A 19,705-nucleotide genomic window follows, 5' to 3' on the forward strand; every position below is an offset into this window, starting at 1 on the left:
TTGCGCGCGCCGCACGCGCGGCCGACCCGGTCGCGAAGCGTCCCCAAGCCGTTTTCGGGCCCGGCGGTTGCATCGTCGCCCCGGGCCGCGCGCCGACCCGCAACATCACAGCCCCGTCCGGCCCGTCAGCTTCGCTGCCCGGCGCACGCGGCGCGGCGAGGACCGCTCGTCCCCAACAGAGCAGATCAGGAGCCTTTATGAGCGATTCGAATCCATCCTTCCTCGGCCGCATTTCGCTGGCCGTCGGCACGTTTTTCAGCATTCTCGGCAATGGCGACTTCGCAGCCGACGTCCTGCGCCTGCGCAACGGCGAAAAGATCGGCGCGGCCCCGGCAGCCGCCCCCGCCGCCACGCCAACCCCGGCCCCCGCCGCCGGTCCGGAACCGAAGCCGCAACCGAAGCCGCAACCCGCGCCGGTGCTGAAGGAGGCCTCCCCCGACGCCGCGCTGCAACTGCTCGGCCTGCTGCAGCGCGACGCGCGCTTCATCGATTTCGTCGAGGAAGACATCAAGGCCTATAGCGACGCCGACATCGGCGCGGCCGCGCGCCTCGTGCACGAAGGCTGCCGCGCGACGCTGCGCGAGCACTTCACGATCCGCCCGGTGCGCGACGAAGCCGAAGGCAGCCGCGTGACGCTGCCCGCAGGCTTCGACGCGAGCTCGGTCCGTTTGACCGGCAACGTGGTCGGCAGTGCGCCGTTCAACGGCAGCATCAGCCATCGCGGCTGGCGCGTCGAGGATGTGCGTCTGCCGAAGCTGGCGGACGGTCATAACGCAAAAGTCATCGCACCGGCGGAGGTGGAGCTATGAGCGACGCACGCTATTCGATCGGCATCGATCTCGGCACCACGCACTGCGCGTTGTCCTACGTGGACACGCACGCGAGCGACGGCGAGAAAACCACCCAGGACGTGCTGTCGATCGCCCAGCTCACGGGCCCCGGCGCAATCGATAATCTGCCGCTGCTGCCCTCGTTCCTGTACCTGCCGCATCCCGACGAACTGGCCTCCGGCGACCTCTACCTGCCGTGGACCGGCCAGCGCGAATTCGCGGTCGGCGAATTCGCGCGCAGCCGCGGCGCCGGCACCCCGATCCGGCTCGTGTCGAGCGCGAAAAGCTGGCTGTGCCATCCGGGCGTCGACCGGCGCGCGGGCATTCTGCCGAACGACGCGCCGCCCGAAGTCGCGCGCGTGTCGCCGCTGGAAAGCTCGGTGCGCTACCTGACGCACCTGCGCGAGGCGTGGGACCACGCGCTTCCGGACGCGCCGTTCGGCGAGCAGGACGTCACCGTGACGATCCCCGCGTCGTTCGACCCCGCGGCGCGCGAGCTGACGGCGGAGGCCGCCGAGGCCGCCGGCTTCACGCGCATGACGCTGCTCGAAGAGCCGCAGGCGGCGCTCTATAGCTGGATCCAGAAGAGCGGCGGCGCGTGGCGCAAGCAGGTCAAGGTCGGCGACATCATCCTCGTCGTCGACGTCGGCGGCGGCACGACCGACCTGTCGCTGATCGCGGTGATCGAGCGCGACGGCAATCTCGAACTGCATCGCGTCGCGGTCGGCGATCACATCCTGCTCGGCGGCGACAACATGGACCTCGCGCTCGCGCACGTGGTCGCGCGCAAGCTCGCCGCGCAGGGCACCCAGGCCGACGCGTGGCAACTGCGCGCGCTCACCTACGCGTGCCGCGCGGCGAAGGAAACGCTGCTCAGCGACCCCGCCACCGACACCGTGCCGCTCGTCGTGCCGAGCCGCGGCTCGAAGCTGATCGGCGGCTCGATCCGCACCGAGCTGACGCGCGCCGAACTGACACAGACGATCCTCGACGGCTTCTTCCCGCAGATCGACAGCGCCGCGCGTCCGGTGAGCCGCGCGCGGGTCGGTCTGACGCAGCTCGGCCTGCCGTATGCGCAGGACGCGGGCATCACGCGGCATCTGGCGGCGTTCCTCGGGCGTCAGGTCGGCGCGCTGGCGGAACTCGAAGGGCTGCGCGAGCATGTCGCGCCCAACGCGAGCTTCCTGCATCCGACCGCGGTGCTGTTCAACGGCGGCGTGTTCAAGTCGGCGCTGCTGGTCGAACGGATCATGGGCACGCTGAACGGCTGGCTCGCGACCGAAGGCGCGGCGCCGGCCCGTCTGCTCGAAGGCGCGGACCTCGATCTGGCGGTCGCGCGCGGCGCGGCCTACTACGGCTACGTGCGGCGCGGCCGCGGCGTGCGGATTCGCGGCGGCACCGCGCGCGCGTACTACATCGCGATCGAATCGGCGATGCCGGCCGTGCCCGGGCTCGAGCCGCCGGTGCAGGCGCTGTGCGTCGCGCCGTTCGGCATGGAAGAAGGCACCGACGCCGAGCTGCCCGCGCAGGAGTTCGGGCTGGTCGTCGGCGAGCCCGTGCATTTCCGCTTCTTCGGCTCGTCGGTGCGTCGTCAGGATCAGGTCGGCACGCTGCTCGATTACTGGGGCCCCGAGGAGTTGCAGGAACTCGAGGAAATCCAGGCGACGCTGCCGGCGGCCGGCCGCACCGCCGGCGAAGTCGTGCCGGTGAAGCTGCACGCGCGCGTGACCGAAGCGGGCACGCTCGAACTCGAAGCGATCCCGCGCGGCTCCGACGAGCGCTGGAAAGTCGAATTCGACGTGCGCGGCAACGCGAATGCGTGATTGACATGAAGCGGTACAGCGTCGGCATCGATCTCGGCACCAGCAACACGGTGCTCGCGTACGCGCAAGCCGGATCGCAGCAGATTCGTGTGTTCGAGATCGAGCAACTCGTGAGCCCCGGCGAAGTCGCCGCACGGCCGCTGTTGCCGTCGGTGCGCTATCAGGCGGCCGACGGAGAACTGAGCGCGGCCGATCTGCAGTTGCCGTGGTCCGGTGCGCGTGCGGCGTCGGGCCACGGCAAGGACGCGGCGCAGCCGGTCGTGGTCGGCCGGCTCGCGCGGCTGCTCGGCGCGCAGGTGCCGGGGCGGCTCGTCGCCAGCGCGAAAAGCTGGCTGTCGCACGCGTCGGTCGATCGCGTCGCGCCGATCCTGCCGTGGGGCGCGCCCGACGACGTCCGCAAGATTTCGCCGCTCGACGCGAGCGCGAGCTACCTCGCGCACGTGCGCGCCGCATGGAACCAGCACTTTCCGAAGGCGCCGCTCGAACAGCAGGACGTCGTGCTGACGGTGCCCGCATCGTTCGACGAAGGCGCGCGCGCGTTGACCGTCGAAGCGGCGCGGCTGGCGGGGCTGCCGTCGCTGCGGCTGCTCGAAGAGCCGCAGGCCGCGTTCTACGACTGGCTGTTCCGGCATCGCGACACGCTTGCCGACGAGTTGGCGGACACCCGGCTCGTGCTGATCTGCGACGTCGGCGGCGGCACCACCGATCTGACGCTGATCGAAGTCGGCCTGTCCGACGACGGCGAGCCGCGCCTGACGCGCGTCGGTGTCGGCAATCATCTGATGCTCGGCGGCGACAACATGGACCTCGCGCTCGCGCATCTGGTCGAGGCGCGGCTGTTGGGTGGTGCCGGCGGCGCTGCGCAGGCGCCGCAACGGCTATCGGCGGCGAGCCTGTCGCAGCTGGTCGAGCGATGCCGCGTCGCGAAGGAGCAATTGCTCGGCGCGCAGGCGCCCGAGTCGGCGCCGGTCACCTTGCTCGGCGCGGGCTCGAAGCTGATCGGCGGCGCGCGCACGACGCAGGTCACGCGCGACGAGGTCGAGAAGATCATCGTCGATGGTTTCTTGCCGCGGGTGGCCGCCGATGAGCGTCCGGGCCGGCCGCGCGGCGCGATCGTCGAATTCGGCCTGCCGTACGCGACCGATGCGGCGATCACGCGGCATATCGCGGCATTTCTCGAACGCTTCGCCGCGCAGTCGCGCAAGGCCCTGGGCGCGGATTCCAGCACGCCGGACGCATCCGGCACAGCCGCCCTGCCCGTTCCCGACACGCTGCTGCTCAACGGCGGCGTGTTCCGCGCCGACGCGCTGTCGCGGCGTCTGGCCGACACGCTCGGCGGGTGGCGCGGCGCGCCGCTCAACGTGCTGCACAACGACAACCCCGACGTCGCGGTCGCGCGCGGCGCGGTCGCCTATACGCTCGCGCGCGCGGGCTTCGCGCCGAAAATCGGCGGCGGTTCGCCGCGCAGCTATTTTCTGGTGCTCGACGAAACGCCGGCCGGCAAAGACGACGCCGAGCCGGACGCGGCGCTGGCGCAACGCGGCATCTGCCTGCTGCCGCGCGGCACCGAGGAAGGTCACGAGATTCTGATCGCGGACCGCACGTTCGCGCTGCGGCTCGGGCATCCGGTGCGCTTTCATCTGGTGTCGTCGAGCGCGGACACCGCCTATCAGCCCGGCGAACTGGTCGACCTCGCGGGCGGCGACTTCGTGCGTCTGCCGCCGATCGCGACGATCGTCCAGCCACGCGACGGCCATCGCGCTCGCGAAACCGCCGTGCGCATCGCGACGTCGCTGACCGAGGTCGGCACGCTCGACGTCCATTGCATCGAGCTCGACGAGCCATCGCAACGCTGGCTGCTCGAATTCCAGCTGCGCCAGGCCGACGCGCAAGTGGATCCATCCGCCGAGGGCGCACCGCAACGCCACCCGGCGCTCGATCGCGCGATCGAACTGATCGACCGTTGCTTCGGCGCCCGCGCGCAAAACGTCGACCCGAAGGAGATCAAACGACTGCGCGCGCAGCTCGAACATCTGCTCGGCCCGCGCGACAGCTGGAACAGCGCGTTGCTGCGCGAACTGTTCGGCGCGCTGTGGGAGCGCGCGCGCCGCCGCCGCCGCTCGGCCGATCACGAACGGCTGTGGCTGAATCTGGCCGGCTATTGCGTGCGGCCCGGCTTCGGTTATCCGCTCGACGAATGGCGCGTCGAGCAACTGTGGACGCTGTTCGACGATGGCATCCAGTACGTGACCGACAGCCAGGTATGGTCGGAATGGTGGACGCTGTGGCGCCGCGCGGCCGGCGGCCTCGGCGCAGATGCGCAGCTGCGCGTGCTCGACGCGATGGACTATCTGCAGAAGGCCGCGCAATCGCGTCACAAGCTGCCGTTCGATGTCGCGAAGACCGGCTTCGCCGATATGGTGCGCCTGTGCGCATCGCTCGAACGGATTCCGGCCGAACGCAAGATCGAACTCGGCGAGGCGGTGCTCGCTCGCCTGAAAAAGCCAGCGGAAAACCATCAAAGCTGGTGGGCGGTCGGACGGATCGGCGCGCGCCAGCCGTTTTACGGCAGCGCGCATAGCGTCGTGCCGCCCGAGGTCGCCGCGCAATGGCTCGATGCGATCCTCGCGCTCGACTGGAAGAAGGTCGACCCCGCCGCCTTCGCGGCCGTCCAGATCGCCCGCATGACCGGCGACCGCTCGCGTGATCTGCCCGACGCGCTGCGCGCGAGCGTCGTGCGACGCCTCGAAGCGGCGAGCGCGCCGCGCGCCTGGGTCACGATGGTCAGCGAAGTCGTCGCGCTCGATAACGCCGACGAAGGTCGCGTGTTCGGCGAATCGCTGCCGGTCGGGTTGAAGCTGATCGGCGGCTAAAGCGTTTTGCGCGGCGCGAAGCTCAGCACCGCTCGTGCGGCGTCCAGATGCACAGCAACGCGCACCCAGGCGAATACCTGTGTGCGCGCATTGCTTCAGGACGCGCCGCTCAATTCGGCACGTTCACGGCGCCATTCGTTGCGGAAATCGCATTGACACCCGGGGTCGCCGCGATCGCCGGCAGGTTGGCCGTGGTCAACGCCGGTGCGGCTCCCGGCACGCCGCCGCGCGGTATCGTGTGGATCACCTGCGACGGCGGCAACGGCGTGCCGTTCTTCAGATGAGCCCACATCAGATTGAGCGCCTGAAGATTGTAGTAATGCAACGGCACGAAACGCGTATCGAAACCGGCGACGCCGAGGAACGCGTCAAAGTGCTGACCGTTCGTGACTTCGTACAGCGCCAGCTTGCTCGCGCTGCCCTCGACCACCTGGTTCAATCCGAGATACGGCCGCGACGCGTGATTGATCGGCACCAGCGCATCCGCGCGTCCTTGCACGATGATGGTCGGCTTGCCATGCAGATTCGCATTCACGCGAATTGCATCGACGCTGGCATTCAACGAACCGCTCGTCCACCGCGCGCGCAGGCATGCGGCGCCCGCGTAGCTCGCATCGGCGGTCGCGAGCCGATGATCGAGCGCGCCGGAGGCGCCCGCGTTGTAGACGAGGTTGATGCCATTGGTCGGCGGCACGCCGTTGCCGTTGCCGAACACCGTCAGCATCGGCGACACCGCCGGCGTCACGCCGGCTGCGCCAGCCGCGCTGGTGGTGCCGAAGCTGAAGTCGCACAGGTTGTCGGCGACACTTGCGCGCGCATACGCATTCGCATAGGTCACGGCGACGGCCGGCACCGCCTGCGAGTCCCACATCGGCGCTTGCAGCAGGTCCGAGTCGGTCTGATAGCCGTTCTGATGCAGCAGCGCGAGCGCATTGGTGGCCTGCGTGACCGTATCCGTTCCCGCGATCACGCCGGCCGCCGCGAGCGACGCGCAACGCGCGGTGCGCAGCGCGGTGGTGGTCGCGCTCGGCAGCGCGCTCAGATACGGCGCGCCGGTCGCGGCGGGCGCGAGCGCGGCGCACGGCTGCAGCAGGTTCGCGAGCGTCATGTAATCGGCGAGCGGTTTGCCGAACGCGCCGACCGGCACGCCGCCCTGCGCGACCGATACCTGCGGCGCAAGCCGCAGATTGATCTGCGGCTCGCCGACCACCACTGCCGTGATGAGACCCGACGTGTCCTCTTCGGCCGCCGCGAGCGACGCGCCGCCGCCGTTGCTGACCGACGCGGCGATCGTCGTGATGCTGCCGCTCGCATAGCGCACCGTGCGCGTCGAGCCATTCAACGCGCCGTACGAATCGTTGAGCGCCCAATACGCAAACTGGATCGCCTGCAACGTATTCTTGCCCCAGTCCTGCTCGGGGTTCTGTTGCGAGTGCGCATGCTTGAACGCATAGCGGTTCGGGAACTGCGCGTTGAACGCCGCCAGCGTGCTGCTGCCGAGCTTCGCTGTGAAGAGGCTCGCCGTGCCCGCGGCGGTCGCATCCTGCAACGTGCCGTCGATCAGCGTCACGCGATTCGTCGACAGCTCGTGCGCACCGTTGCCGCTGCCCTTGTCGGTGTAGGCCACCGCGCAGCCGCGCTTCAGGCCCCACTCGCCGGCCGCCGAAATCGCGCCGTACACGCCGCGCGAACCGGACGACGTCGCGGTGACGATGCACGGTTGGTCCGGATTGAAGCTCGCGGGAATCTGCACGAGCAGGCTAACGTTCTGCGCGCCGCTGCCGTCATCGGCATAGGCGAGGTATTCCTTGCCCGCGATCTTGCCTTCGCCGAGCGTGTCGTTGCCGTTCAGGTCGACGTTGGGCCCCCAGAAGCGTCCATAGCCGCCGTTCGCCGTCATGTCGACGAGCGCCCGATAGTTCGACCAGATCGCGAGACGCCGCAATTCGGCGGCCGTAGGTTGCGCCGCATTCGCGATGGCCGGCGCCGTCGCCGATGCGAGGCCGGTCTTGCCGAGGCCCGCGGTCAGCAGATCGTCGCTGTTGCCGTCATAAGATTTCGTCGTCACCGCGCTTTTGATGAAGCCAGGCAGCACGTTGCTCGGCGGCGGTTGGAGCCCGTCGTTGCCGCTGCCACAGCCCGCCAGCACGATTGCTGACGCCATCACGGTCAACGCGGTACCGAGCCTCCAAGGGTTGCGCATGGCCGCCGGGATTTTTTTCGGTGTTGTCATCTGTTCTGTCTCCGTCATTTATACGACGTTGTATTGGCAGCGGTACCCAACTTGTTGCCGACCCCGCTCCATCCGGTTCGCCAGAACGAGATGCTTCGGATACCGATGCATCGCTAGCGTGCATTGACCTCTGTCTGGAGTCAATACACGGTCATACCCTTACACAACGAGCATCAGGATTCGGGCGAAACAGCCGGCCGGCTAGTCGGAATCGGCCATGCGGGTGAACCCGTCGTCGCTCCAGTCTTCGGAGCCGACACCGTGGCGAACGAAGAAAACTCCGTGCGGGTCGTAACGTTGCTTGATCGACAGCAAACGTGCATAGTTGGCCCCCCAATACGCCGCTTGCCAGTCCTTCTGGAAATAGCTGCTCTCGGCGACGTATGCGCCACCGGCCGTTGCGACTTTCCCGAGTTCGTTGATGGCCAATCCGATGAGCTTCGCATCTCGCTGTGCCTTCGAAACATCGGGCTCATGACCTGTCAGTCCGTCGAATGCCGGTGGCCCCTCGCTCGCGACGATCGCCAATGCGAACGACTCCGCCACGACTGGATTGACTGGGGTTTGCAGGCCGGCGGCAATGACATCGGCAGGGGCGCCGGCGAGCCCTTTCTGAAAATGAAGTTCGACAAGCCAGTAGCGCGTAGCGCCCATCAGCGCGTCGACGAGTTCGGGTTGGCGCTCGCGCGCCAGCATTGCTGCAGGCAACCAAAGCGAGTCGAAGCCGTGGATCACATGACCGGCCTCGGCGAGATTCGACGCCCAGAAGAAATTGGCATCTGGCGCGCCGGGTCGGTCATCGAAGACGACCAACCCGGGCACGAACCGCGCGCGCGCCGTGCCGTCCCAGCGCAACCGCCCCGGACCGGCGACGATCGAGGGCGCGGCCATCATGGTCAGGTCGTCCTGCAAGCCAATCCAGTCCCAGAACGGCTTCCAGAGCGTTGCGACCTCTTCCTTGCCGAGTCCCTGAAAGCTCATGTCGATGCGCAGGCGCTTGCCGGGCAGCAGCGTAGCGAGTTCACCCCAGTGGCGATTGCATAGGCTGTCAGCGTAAAAAGCGACGAAGCGGCCCAGCAACCGTTCGTAGGCGACATCCGAGCGGGCCACGACTGCGCAGGATACGAGGCCAAACACGGCCGGCAGCTCGTGCGTGCGCAAAGTCAGACGGCTGACGACGCCGAAGGTACCGCCACCCCCACCTTTCAAGGCCCAGAAGAGATCCGGTTCTCTTCGGGCGTTGACAACCCTGACCGCACCGTCCGCCGTAACGACCTCCGCTTCGAGCAGTGAAGCAGATGCAATGCCGAATTGTTTGGAGTGCGTTCCAAAACCTCCGCCTTGAATCAGTCCCGCGACTCCCACTGTTCCACAACCGCCGCCCTGTACATACCGACCCACGCCTCCGGTAACGGCTTCATAGGTATGCATCCAGATCGCGCCTGCCCCGACACTGACCGCGGGTCCGGGTGGAATGACCCCGTCACATCCGCTCGGAACGAAAGCATCGTGATTCCTGATTTCGTTCATGGCGCGCGTCCATATCATCAAGGAACCCGGCGCGTTCGAGGTGCCGAGATAGGAATGGCCCCCGCCGCGCACGACGACGCGAAGATTGCGTTCACGCGCGAAGTTGACGGCCGCCGCCACATGTTCGACCCGTCTCGCGGCGACCACGTAGGCACTGGGTTCGGCTCTCCACGCGCCGACCCACTCGCAGGTTTGTGTCAGAACGGGACTGTCGCCGATGAAGTACGGATTTTTGAGTTCACGGAAGAGTGCAAGGCATTCGGCGTTGTCGGGAGATTCACGACAGAGCTCGAGTGGTGACTCCGGTCGGATCAGGTAGCCATCCACCTGCTGTTTCAGTCGCGCCCAGTCCGAAGGCGTGGGCCATCCCGGTTCGCCCGGTCGTACGCGTCGCGGGGTCTGCGCAGCGCGAGCGTCATCGAGCCGAAGCAACGGCCAGATGGAGGCGAACAGCGGGACAGCCGCAAGCCACCTGATCAGATCACGGCGCGTCACCATGGCGCTTCTCCACGCTGAATTCAGATGCCCGCTTCCCTCACGCTCCGCCCTGCTTGCGCATCTGCCCGATAGCGCGAGCGCGTGCAGCCTCGGCCTCCCGGACGAGCCGGTACGCAACGTAATATTTGAAGACATTGCGCACGTACGTCGTTGGCTCGATACCGATTTTCTCGGCGACTACGATTTCGACATTGTTGAACCACTTGTTAGGATCGAGACCGCGCGCCGCCGCTTCCTTGCGCATTCTGGCGATCTTTGCGGGTCCTGCGTTGTAGCTTGCGAATGCGAACAGCGAGCGGTCCCTTTCGGAGAAGTGAGCGTCGGGAAAGTAACGGGCCATCAGCACATCGAGATATTTCGCTCCCGCATGTACGTTGGACTCCGCCACCCTGATGTCGCCAACCGCAAGTTCCTTCCCCGTGGCTGGCATCAGCTGCATGATCCCGATTGCGCCAACGTGACTGCGGGCGCTCTGGTTCAGCTGGGATTCCTGATAGCCCTGAGCCGCAAGCAAAAGCGGATCGAAGCGGTACTGCGCACCATATTTTTCGAAAAGACCGACCGTCTGCCCGAACCGCTTCAGCTCCGCTGACTCCGTATTGTTGGAGATCTGCTTGATGCGCTTCATTTCCTGCTGCAGACGGACTTCCGCGACACTCTGCTTCTTCACGTAATTCAGGTAGAAGTCGTTGATCGCGTCCCGCAGTTTGGGGCTCTTGAAGCGCACCGCCCAGCCGATGTAGCCTGCGTCGCGCACCGAAATATCGTTATGCACGACGATTCCAGTCAGTACCGGCGCCCATACCTTTGCCTTCCAGTCGTCCACGACGAGGATCTGGAGCAGCCCGACATTGAGCATCTCCATTGCGTCCTCGTCCTCGAGCGCGTCGGGCAGCGGCACGAGTTTCACCGGAGCTTTGCCTTCCTTGCCAAAACGCGCGTTCAACGCGTTCAGGCTCTCGTAATAGCTGCTGCTGGGCCGCACATGGACCGTCTTACCGCTGAGATCGTCGAGCTTTGCGAGGGCCGGCGACTTCGGCCCGGTCACGACCACTTCGCGTACTGCTGTCCGGTCACGCGGCGCCACGAAGTCGACCTGCTTCAGGCGGACCTCCGTGACCGTCAGATTGCCCGCGGCGATGTCGCCGCGGCCCGCTATCAGCCCCGGGAGCAACTGGTCGCGAGTCGTCGGAATGATGACCAGGGTGAGCGGACGCTTGCCGAGCGTCGCCTGGTACTTCTTGTTCACATAACGCTCGAAGTCCCGCATGAGACCGGCGGTCAGCCCACGTTCGTGACCTTGCTCATTCAGATAGAGCGTTCGACTGTAAGGAACCAGCACGCGGATCAGATGCCGGTCGAGCATGGCGTCGAAATCGCCCGTGAACGGTTGATTGCCGAGATCGATACGGCGCGCTGCGGGAGCCGACGCCGCGGCGGTTGGGGATGCCGGGAGGGCCGACGAGGCGGCCGGCTGCGCGGCGACACTTTGGGCGGCGACGCACGCCGCGGGGCCGACGATCATGCCTGAGCAGAACGCCGCGATGTACAGCAACGTTTGAATGATGCGCATCGTAAAACACCCTGCTGTCGCACCCGGCGACTGCGTCGACGTTCACTACGCGCATCCATATTGCCACGCTGGCAACGGCTGAAAATGGGACGATGGTCCTATAAGCAATGCGCCATGACTGAAGATAGAGCCATACCGACGCAATCGCCAACGCCCGCTACGCCAGCGTCACGCGATTTCGTCCTTGATGCTTCGAGCGATACAACGCACGGTCAGCGCTCGCGAAACCGTCGCGATGCGCGGGTCGCGACAGGTCGCTGATACGCGTGAGCGACGCGCCAATGCTGAGCGTCACCACCCCAAGCGGCGACGCGCGATGCTCGATCGCGAGGTCCGCCACGCGCTGGCGCAGCGTTTCGAGCGTGTCTTCGAGCATCGATGGTTGCGCTTCGAGCACCAGCATTCCGAACTCCTCGCCGCCCATGCGCCCGACCACGATGCGCTCGCTGTCGGCGGCGGCCTGCATCACGGAGGCAACCAGACTCAGACAGTGATCGCCGGCCTGATGACCGTAGGTGTCGTTGTACTGCTTGAACCAGTCGACGTCGACGACCACCGAGCCCATCACGTCGCCGTCGCGCGCCTCTTTCCAGCGGCGCGCGATGGTTTCGAGCAGGAAGCGCCGGTTGTACAACTGGGTGAGCGGATCGATCGCGGTGGCCGTGCGCATCTTCAGATCGTTTTCGATCATCGCGCGCAGGTGGTAAAACACGCCGCGCCGGCCCGCGTCGAGCCGGCCCGGCGCCGGGTCCATCGCGCACAGCGCGCCGACGATCTCGCCGTTCGGCGCGCGCAATGCGATCGCCGCGTAAAAGCGCACGAACGGATGACGCTTGACGAGCATGCATTCGCCGAAGCGGCTGTCGTTGTGCGCATCCTCGATCACGAACAGGTCGGCATCGCGCACCGCGTAGTCGGCGAGCGAGCGCGCACGCGTGACGAGCGGCATCGCCATGCCGACCTCGGCGCGATAGTGTTGATACTCCTCGTCGAGCAGCACGATCGCGGTAATTGCCGCGCCGGTCACGCTCTTCAGAATCTCCGCCGCATGCGTGAAACACTCGCGCATCACCTGGTCGTCGTGCAACAGCCACTCGATGACCGAAGACTCGACCTCGGGTTCGCCGGCGGCGGTCGAGTCGACTGGCATCCGGCTGGCGAGGCGGTCGTTACTGTAAGCGAGTTGCACGGAAGGGTTCCAGAATGGGCTTAGCTTATGTCAACGGCATAGGCACGCGAAACTTGAGCACAGAATGTGGGATCGCGCCCAAGCGCCGGAGCGCATCCGGGAGCCCCAAAGAAAATGGGCCGGCTCTCGCGAGCCGGCCCATCGATCGATGCGACGTTCAGGTAATCAGACGCGCCGCTTTACTCCTTGTCGCCCTTCACCTGCGGCAGCGCCGACGTCTCGTTCGACGACAGCAGGCCCACCTGCGAGTAGATGCGCAGCTTGTCGCGCGTGTCGGTGATGTCGAGGTTGCGCATCGTCAGCTGGCCGATGCGGTCGCGCGGCGAGAACGTCGATGCGACCTTTTCCATCGACAGACGCTCGGGCTGATAGGTGAGGTTCGGCGACTTCGTGCTGAGGATCGAGTAGTCGTTGCCGCGGCGCAGCTCGACGGTCACTTCGCCGGTGATCGCGCGCGCGACCCAGCGCTGCGCGGTTTCGCGCAGCATGATCGCCTGCGGATCGAACCAGCGGCCCTGGTACAGCAGACGGCCGAGGCGGCGGCCGTTCTCGCGGAACTGCTCGATCGTGTCTTCGTTGTGGATGCCGGTGACGAGACGCTCGTAAGCGATGTTGAGCAGCGCGAGGCCCGGGGCTTCATAGATGCCGCGGCTCTTCGCCTCGATGATGCGGTTCTCGATCTGGTCGCTCATGCCGAGACCGTGACGGCCGCCGATCCGGTTCGCTTCGAGCAGCAGCTCGACCGCGTTCGGGAACGTCTGGCCGTTCAGCGCGACCGGCTGGCCTTCCTCGAAGCGGACCGTCACTTCTTCCTTCGCGATCTGCACGTCGTCGCGCCAGAACGCGACGCCCATGATCGGGTTCACGATCTTGATGCCGGATTCGAGGCTTTCGAGATCCTTCGCTTCGTGCGTCGCGCCGAGCAGGTTCGAGTCGGTCGAATACGCCTTTTCGGCCGACATCTTGTAGTCGAAGCCCGACTGGCGCATGAACTCGGACATTTCAGAACGGCCGCCGAGTTCGTCGATGAACAGCTGGTCGAGCCACGGTTTGTAGATCTTCAGGTCCGGGTTCACGAGCAGACCGTAGCGGTAGAAACGCTCGATGTCGTTGCCCTTGTACGTGCTGCCGTCGCCCCAGATGTTGACGCCGTCTTCCTTCATCGCGGCGACCAGCATCGTGCCGGTCACGGCGCGGCCGATCGGCGTCGTGTTGAAGTAGGTGACGCCCGCCGTCGAGATATGAAACGCGCCGCACTGCAGCGCCGCGATGCCTTCCGCGACCAGCTGCGCGCGGCAGTCGATCAGGCGCGCGCCTTCGGCGCCATATTGCGTGGCGCGACGCGGGATCGAATCGTAATCGTCTTCGTCGGGCTGACCGAGGTTGGCCGTGTAGGCGTACGGCACGGCGCCCTTCTTGCGCATCCAGTGCAGCGCGGCGCTAGTGTCGAGGCCGCCGGAAAACGCGATACCGACCTTCTGGCCGATCGGAAGACTTTCAAGGATTGTACTCATAAGCAGTAGCGTTAAACTCGACGTACGGGGAGATTTTGGGGGTAACAGCTGAGTATCGGGCAAGCCTGGCGATCAGGCAAGTTACGCGGGAGTATACCGTGAACCGCCGTCCGGCCTTGGATTTTGCCGGTCGGCGCGGCCTCGCGCCGCAATCTCGCCGCGCCGAATTTCCGGATTAATTCACGCTGTATTTGCCGTAACGGGGGCGGATTTATTATCGTCTAAGGGTAGCATCGCGGGTTGCGTCAACGCACCGGCCGTTCACCCCTTTCATCCCGTTCATTCCCCTTGCCCGCCGCCCATGACCACGACCACCCCGCGCCACGCGACGAACGCCTCGCTGGTCACCCACGTGCGGCTCGCCGACGGCAAGCGCGCCGAGGTGTCGATCGTCGATCGTCGATCGTCGATGGCCGGATCGCCGCGCTCGGCGCCGCTCTGCCGCGCGAGCCCGGTGTGCCGGTCGAGGACGGCGGCGACGCGCTGCTGCTGCCCGGTTTCGTCGAAGGGCATACGCATCTGGACAAGACCAACTGGGGCTTGCGCTGGTATCGCAACGAAGTCGGGCCGAAGCTGATCGATCGCATCGAAAACGAGCGCCGCTGGCGCACCGAAAGCGGCCACGACGCGGGCGCATGCGCCACGCCGTCCGCTACAACAAAGACGTTTTTTGGACTCGAATGATCAATCTTTTTCAGGCCATGCAGGCCTTCGTCAAGGTGGCCGATGTCGGCAGCTTCGCGCAGGCCGCCGGGCAACTGAACGTGTCGACGTCGGTCGTCACGCGTCATGTGTCGAGCCTCGAACAGCATCTCGGCATTCGCCTGTTTCAGCGCACCACGCGCAAGGTCGTGCTGACCGAGGCCGGCGCGCAATACGCGGACGGTTGCCGCGTGCTGCTCGCCGAACTGGAGGAAGTGGAGTCGCGCGCGACCACGGCCTCGCGCGACGTGGCCGGCGACCTGCGCATCGTCGCGCTCGGCAGTTTTTCGCTGTTTCGGCTAACGCCGCTGTTCGCCGAATATCAGGCGCGCTTTCCGCAAGTCAACCTGCGCGTCACGCTGACGGAAAAACGGGTCGATCTGCTTGAAGGCGGCTTCGATGTCGGCATCGTGACCGAGCATATGATCCGCTCGGAGTCGCTGGTGGCGCGGCGTCTGATCAACTCGCACGCGGTGCCGGTGGCAGCGGGCGCGTATCTCGCGCAGGCCGGTCATCCGCAAACGCCGGCCGAACTGGACGGGCATCGGCTGATTGCCGCGCCGTTCGACACGACCGGCCCGATGTGGATCTTCCGCAAGGGTGACGGCGATGCCGAAAGCGCGAGCGAGGACGACGACGACAGCGGCGAGAGCATCGCGATCGATGCATCGTTCACGGTCAACAGCATGATCATGCAGAAGCAGGCCGCGCTGGGCGCGATGGGCATCGCGCTGCTGCCGCTCGAAATGGTCGAGGACGAGTTGCGCGCCGGCACGCTGGTGCGCGTGCTCGACGGCTATGCGGTGCTCAATGGCGACGTGGCCGTGTCGCTGGTGTATCCGAGCCGCGAGTTCGTGCCGCGCAAGGTGCGCGAGTTCATCGATCTCGCGGTCGGTTTCTTCAAGTGACGCTTCAAGGCCGTTCGCCGCGCGCGAGCCGCGCTTCGATGTCGTACACGACCGGCATCAGATCCGCGACGCTATCGATCACGTAATGCGCGCCCGCCGCCTTCAGCCTGGCCATCGCGGCGTTGCGGCGCGCGGCGAATTCGTCGGCCGGCAACGCCTTCACCTCCGCCTCGCTCATGCCGAACGCGTTGCCGCTCACCGCGACACCGACCGCCCACGTGCCGGCGTTGATGCCTTCTTCGATGCCGACCTCGGTGTCGTCGACCTTGATCGCCTCTTTCGCGCGCCACACGCCGAGCTGCGGCAGCGTCCGGTAGATCATGTACGGTGACGGCCGCCCTTCCGGCGTATCGCCGGTGCACACGATGCTGTCCGGCGCAAAGCCCTGCGCGGCCGCGCCCGGTACGATTTCGTCGATGATCTCGCGGGTATAGCCGGTCGTCGTGCCGATGCGGATATCGTTCTGACGCAAGGCGCTCGCGACTTCGGCGACGCCCGGGATCACCGCGCTGTAGCTCGCCGCGACCGCGATGTTCTTCGGCACGAACACGTCGTACACGGCGTCGATATCGGCGTCGGTCGGCGTATGGCCATGGCGCTCGGCCCAAGCCTGCGCGACGCGCGGCAGCGCCATCAGCGCCGCGATATGCGGCCGCTTGGCCATGCCCATCGGGCCGCGCGCTTCGTCGATCGTGATCGGCACGCCGAACTGCTCGAAGGTCTCGACGAAGGCGCCCATCGGCGCGCGTGAACCGTAGTCGACCACCGTGCCGGCCCAATCGAAAATCACTGCCTTCACGTATTTCATCTGCTTGACTCCCCAGGAATCCGAATGTATCGGGTTTGCTGTCGCGGCTCAGGCCGCCTGCGCGAGCGCCTTGCGTTCGTCGAGCGCGGCGGGCGGCGGCCCCGCGTGCGTGACGCCCATCGTGCGCAGCGCTTGCGCGCAGGCATCGACCACGCGTCGCATCACCTGCTCGTCGACCTGACCGATGCAGCCGATGCGGAAACTGTCGACCACCGTCAGCTTGCCCGGATAGATGATGAAGCCCTGCTCCTTCATCAGTTCATAGAAGCGCGCGAACTCGAACGACGGATGCGCCGGCGAAAAAAACGTCACGATGATCGGCGAGCGCCAGCGCCCGTTGAGCAGCGGCTCGAAGCCAAGCTCGTGCATGCCGGCCACCAGCACGTCGCGATTGTTGGCGTAGCGCGCGAGCCGCGCGGGCTGCCCGCCTTCGAGCTGGTAGAGACGCAGCGCCTCGAGGAACGCGGCCACCGTATGCGTGGGCGGCGTGAAGCGCCACTGGCCCGTGCGATTCATCACGTCCCATTGATCGTAGAGATCGAGCGCGAGCGAATGGCTGCGGCCTTTCGCCTCGCGCAGGGCGCTCTTGCGCGCGATCACGAAGCCGAAACCCGGCACGCCCTCGATGCACTTGTTCGCCGACGACACGAACGCCTCGCACGCGATCTGCCGCACGTCGAGCGGCACCGCGCCGAAGGCGCTCATCGAATCGATCAGCAGTTTGCGGCCATGCCTCGCGACCGCGGCTGCAATCTCATCGAGCGGATTGAGGATGCCCGAGCTCGTTTCGCAATGGATCGCGACCACGTGCGTGATCGATGGATCGGCGGCAAGCATGCGCTCGACTTCGAGGCCGCGCGGCGGCAGGTAGTCGCCCTTGTCGAGCAGTGTGCAGGCGCGGCCGAGATAGCCAAGCGTGATCGCCGCGCGCTTGCCGTACGCGCCGTTCGCGAGCACGAGCGCGTGGCCGTCGCGCGGAATCAGGCTGCCGAGCATCGCTTCGACGCAGTAGCTGCCGCTGCCCTGCAGCGGCACGCAGTCGTAGTCGCCCGCGGCGTCGCCGGCGATCTCCAGCAGGCTCGCGCGCAACTCGGCGGTCATCGCGCGGAAGTCGCCGTCCCACGAGCCCCAGTCGCGCAGCATCGCCTGTTTCGTCGATAGTGCCGTGGTCAGCGGGCCCGGCGTCAGCAGATAAGGCTCGCCGCCAGCCGGCGCGGCGCAGGGTGTGGTGCAACGGGTCGATGTTGCCGCGGCTGCCACGGCCAATGTCGCCGCCGAACCGCCGATCGCGCTTTCCATGTCCGCAACTCCGATATCGCTATGTCGATAGCTCACACGATACAGAAGCGTTGTCCATCGGTAAAATCGATATAATCGATGACGGTATCGCAAAAACTTATTTGCTGGCGAGGCACACGTGCAATACGCGCAATTGCGGGCGTTCCATGCGGTCGCGGAACATGGCGGCTTTTCGAAAGCGGCGCAGGCGTTGTCGCTGACGCAGCCGGCGGTGTCGGATCACGTGCGGCGGCTCGAACAGGATTACGGCGTCAAGCTGTTCGAGCGCGGGCCGCGCGGCGTGGAGACGACTGAGCTCGGGCTGCGCCTGTTCAGCGTGACACGGCATATGCTCAGTTGCGAGCGGGAGGCGCGCCAACTGCTCGAATCAGCGGGCGGGCTGGAGTCGGGTTCGCTATCGCTCGCGGCCGATGCGCCCGATCTCGCCGTCGCGCTGATCGGCGCGTTTCGCCAGCGGCACCCGGGCATCGTCGTCACGCTGTCGATCGCCAATGCGGCAGAGTGCATGCAGCGCGTGCTGTCGAGCGCGGTCGACGCGGCGATCACGGCCGCGCCGCAGGTGCATAGCCGCTTGCAGTCGCGCGTGTTGCGGCGCGATCCGCTGGTCGCGATGGTGCCGGCGAGCTACCCGGCCGCGAAGAAGCGCCGGCTGAGTTACGCGGAGCTCGTCGAACAGCCGATGATCTTCCGCGAGCCGCAATCGGTCACCCAACAACTGCTCGAAATCGAGCTCGTGCGCGAGTCGTTGCAAGTCGAGCCGGTCATGTACGTGGATGGCCGCGAGGCGCTGGAGGAAGCGGTCGCGCAGGGAATCGGCGTCGGCGTCATTGCGCGCGCAGAGTTCAACGAGTCGCGGCGGATCCGGATGGTGCCGCTGCTCGATTGCCGCGTGCAGATGAGCGAATCGCTGACGCGGCTCGCCGAGCGGCCGGGTTCGAATCTGCTCGACGCGTTTTTTGCGGTGGAGTTGCCGGGAGCCGAAACAGAGGTCTTGGGGGGCGATGTTCAACGCGCGTAGAGCTCGCGCGCCGTCGCTGCAAGGAGCGGCGTGGCCTTCATGCTGCCGGCCCCGCCGCCCGCGAGCGCGCTCGAATTGTTCCGCGGGTTGCCACGAGCGTTGGCAACCCCTTCAGACTTAACGCGAGCCGCCGCTCGCGATCAGGCTCTCGCCCGTCAACCAGCGCGCGTCATCCGACGCGAGGAACGCGACGACATCCGCGATATCGTCGGGTTGGCCGATACGGCCGAGCGGCGTCGTGCTGATCGCCCACGTTTCGAAGTCCGAGCCGATCACGCCGGCGGTGTGGGTGCCCTCGGTCTCGACCATGCCCGGATTCACCGAATTCACGCGGATCTTACGCGGTCCGAGTTCCTTCGCGAGCACGCCGGTGATCGCATCGACCGCGCCCTTGGTGGCCGTGTATACCGCGGTGGTCGCCGGCGTGATGCGGGTCACGACCGAGCTCACGTTGACGATGCTGCCGCCTTCGCCCAGATGCCTGGCCGCCGCCTGCGTCACGAGCAGCAGCCCGAGCACGTTGACATCGAAGTGCTTATGGAAGTGCGCTTCGGTGATCTCTTCGAGCGCCGCGAATTCATAGACACCCGAGTTGTTGACGAGAACGTCGAGCCGCCCGTACGTTTCGATCGCCGTATCGATAATGCCGTTCGCGTCCGCGGCCTTCGACACGTCACCGCCAACCGCGACCGCCTTGCCGCCCGCCGCCGTGATATCGGCGACCACCTTGTCGGCGCCCGCGCGGCTCGACGCATAGTTCACCACGACCGACGCGCCTTGCGCCGCCAATGCCTTCGCAATCGCCGCTCCGATGCCTTTCGATGCACCCGTTACAACCGCTACCTTGCCTGTGAGCTTGCTCATCATCGTGTCCTTTCAATGGTTCGCGCCGGCATGCCTCGCGAGG

14 protein-coding genes are annotated in these 19,705 nt (G+C 66.3%); 6 read left to right on the forward strand and 8 right to left on the reverse strand.

The genetic code is table 11. From position 1 onward, the window contains the following. The first annotated feature begins 197 nt into the window (after positions 1–197). Genes HDG32_RS09255 through HDG32_RS09265 form a run of 3 tightly spaced genes read left to right on the forward strand, consistent with a single transcriptional unit; the run spans position 198 to position 5,526 of the window. Positions 198–809 carry a DUF2760 domain-containing protein gene (locus HDG32_RS09255; RefSeq protein ID WP_184065833.1) on the forward strand — a complete coding sequence of 204 codons (612 nt, stop codon included), beginning with the start codon at positions 198–200 and terminating at the stop codon, positions 807–809. Next, positions 806–2,653, forward strand: a complete 1,848-nt coding sequence (locus tag HDG32_RS09260) for an Hsp70 family protein (protein WP_184065836.1) — start codon at positions 806–808, stop codon at positions 2,651–2,653. Before HDG32_RS09255 ends, HDG32_RS09260 begins: the two co-directional genes overlap by 4 nt. A 5-nt stretch (positions 2,654–2,658) precedes the next feature. Continuing rightward, complete coding sequence (locus tag HDG32_RS09265; protein WP_221307671.1) at positions 2,659–5,526, forward strand: Hsp70 family protein; 2,868 nt, start codon at positions 2,659–2,661, stop codon at positions 5,524–5,526. A gap of 109 nt (positions 5,527–5,635) precedes the next feature. Here the strand turns inward: HDG32_RS09265 and HDG32_RS09270 are convergent, their stop codons facing one another. From HDG32_RS09270 to argG, 5 genes are all read right to left on the reverse strand, one after another. Continuing rightward, on the reverse strand, positions 5,636–7,759 hold the full coding sequence (locus tag HDG32_RS09270) for a D-(-)-3-hydroxybutyrate oligomer hydrolase (protein WP_221307672.1): 2,124 nt from the start codon (positions 7,757–7,759) through the stop codon (positions 5,636–5,638). Between the two features lie 201 nt (positions 7,760–7,960). Beyond that, positions 7,961–9,787 (reverse strand): FAD-binding oxidoreductase, encoded by a 1,827-nt coding sequence (locus HDG32_RS09275; protein WP_184065842.1) that lies wholly within the window; start codon positions 9,785–9,787, stop codon positions 7,961–7,963. A 37-nt stretch (positions 9,788–9,824) separates the two neighbouring features. Continuing rightward, complete coding sequence (locus tag HDG32_RS09280) at positions 9,825–11,360, reverse strand: transglycosylase SLT domain-containing protein (protein ID WP_184065845.1); 1,536 nt, start codon at positions 11,358–11,360, stop codon at positions 9,825–9,827. A gap of 157 nt (positions 11,361–11,517) precedes the next feature. Next, positions 11,518–12,549 carry a diguanylate cyclase domain-containing protein gene (locus HDG32_RS09285; RefSeq protein ID WP_311539632.1) on the reverse strand — a complete coding sequence of 344 codons (1,032 nt, stop codon included), beginning with the start codon at positions 12,547–12,549 and terminating at the stop codon, positions 11,518–11,520. A 179-nt stretch (positions 12,550–12,728) separates the two neighbouring features. Then, a complete protein-coding gene (gene argG, locus HDG32_RS09290; protein WP_184065847.1) occupies positions 12,729–14,063 on the reverse strand; it encodes an argininosuccinate synthase in 1,335 nt (444 codons plus the stop codon). Positions 14,064–14,351: 288 nt separating this feature from the next. Here argG and HDG32_RS09295 point away from each other — a divergent pair, with 288 nt between their 5' ends. Together HDG32_RS09295 and HDG32_RS09300 are read left to right on the forward strand one after the other, a co-directional pair. Further along, positions 14,352–14,747 carry a hypothetical protein gene (locus HDG32_RS09295; RefSeq protein ID WP_409340014.1) on the forward strand — a complete coding sequence of 132 codons (396 nt, stop codon included), beginning with the start codon at positions 14,352–14,354 and terminating at the stop codon, positions 14,745–14,747. Beyond that, on the forward strand, positions 14,744–15,673 hold the full coding sequence (locus tag HDG32_RS09300) for a LysR family transcriptional regulator (protein WP_184065850.1): 930 nt from the start codon (positions 14,744–14,746) through the stop codon (positions 15,671–15,673). Before HDG32_RS09295 ends, HDG32_RS09300 begins: the two co-directional genes overlap by 4 nt. A 4-nt stretch (positions 15,674–15,677) precedes the next feature. Here HDG32_RS09300 and phnX read toward each other — a convergent pair whose 3' ends face one another. Together phnX and HDG32_RS09310 are read right to left on the reverse strand one after the other, a co-directional pair. Next, positions 15,678–16,481: a phosphonoacetaldehyde hydrolase gene (gene phnX / locus HDG32_RS09305; protein WP_184065853.1), complete on the reverse strand. Its 804-nt coding sequence runs from the start codon at positions 16,479–16,481 to the stop codon at positions 15,678–15,680. A gap of 48 nt (positions 16,482–16,529) precedes the next feature. Next, positions 16,530–17,780: a 2-aminoethylphosphonate--pyruvate transaminase gene (locus HDG32_RS09310; protein ID WP_221307673.1), complete on the reverse strand. Its 1,251-nt coding sequence runs from the start codon at positions 17,778–17,780 to the stop codon at positions 16,530–16,532. 118 nt (positions 17,781–17,898) lie between these two features. On the opposite strand from HDG32_RS09310, the gene HDG32_RS09315 reads away from it, so the two are divergent. Next, the gene (locus HDG32_RS09315) at positions 17,899–18,798 is read left to right on the forward strand and encodes a LysR substrate-binding domain-containing protein (protein ID WP_184065856.1); all 900 of its coding nucleotides are present in this window, start codon (positions 17,899–17,901) and stop codon (positions 18,796–18,798) included. Positions 18,799–18,915: 117 nt separating this feature from the next. On the opposite strand, the gene HDG32_RS09320 is transcribed toward HDG32_RS09315, so the two are convergent. Next, positions 18,916–19,662, reverse strand: a complete 747-nt coding sequence (locus HDG32_RS09320; protein WP_184065859.1) for a glucose 1-dehydrogenase — start codon at positions 19,660–19,662, stop codon at positions 18,916–18,918. Positions 19,663–19,705 lie beyond the last annotated feature (43 nt).

Source organism: Paraburkholderia sp. CI2, from assembly GCF_014201055.1.
In the GTDB taxonomy this organism is placed as follows: Bacteria; Pseudomonadota; Gammaproteobacteria; order Burkholderiales; family Burkholderiaceae; genus Paraburkholderia; species Paraburkholderia tuberum.

Coding starts and splice junctions, on each gene's coding strand:
- HDG32_RS09300 (WP_184065850.1), top strand. CDS start 14,744: ATGATCAATCTTTTTCAGGCCATGCAGGCCTTCGTCAAGGTGGCCGAT.
- HDG32_RS09255 (WP_184065833.1), top strand. CDS start 198: ATGAGCGATTCGAATCCATCCTTCCTCGGCCGCATTTCGCTGGCCGTC.
- HDG32_RS09275 (WP_184065842.1), bottom strand. CDS start 9,787: ATGGTGACGCGCCGTGATCTGATCAGGTGGCTTGCGGCTGTCCCGCTG.
- HDG32_RS09260 (WP_184065836.1), top strand. CDS start 806: ATGAGCGACGCACGCTATTCGATCGGCATCGATCTCGGCACCACGCAC.
- HDG32_RS09280 (WP_184065845.1), bottom strand. CDS start 11,360: ATGCGCATCATTCAAACGTTGCTGTACATCGCGGCGTTCTGCTCAGGC.
- HDG32_RS09310 (WP_221307673.1), bottom strand. CDS start 17,780: ATGGAAAGCGCGATCGGCGGTTCGGCGGCGACATTGGCCGTGGCAGCC.
- HDG32_RS09270 (WP_221307672.1), bottom strand. CDS start 7,759: ATGACAACACCGAAAAAAATCCCGGCGGCCATGCGCAACCCTTGGAGG.
- HDG32_RS09265 (WP_221307671.1), top strand. CDS start 2,659: ATGAAGCGGTACAGCGTCGGCATCGATCTCGGCACCAGCAACACGGTG.
- HDG32_RS09320 (WP_184065859.1), bottom strand. CDS start 19,662: ATGAGCAAGCTCACAGGCAAGGTAGCGGTTGTAACGGGTGCATCGAAA.
- phnX (WP_184065853.1), bottom strand. CDS start 16,481: ATGAAATACGTGAAGGCAGTGATTTTCGATTGGGCCGGCACGGTGGTC.
- argG (WP_184065847.1), bottom strand. CDS start 14,063: ATGAGTACAATCCTTGAAAGTCTTCCGATCGGCCAGAAGGTCGGTATC.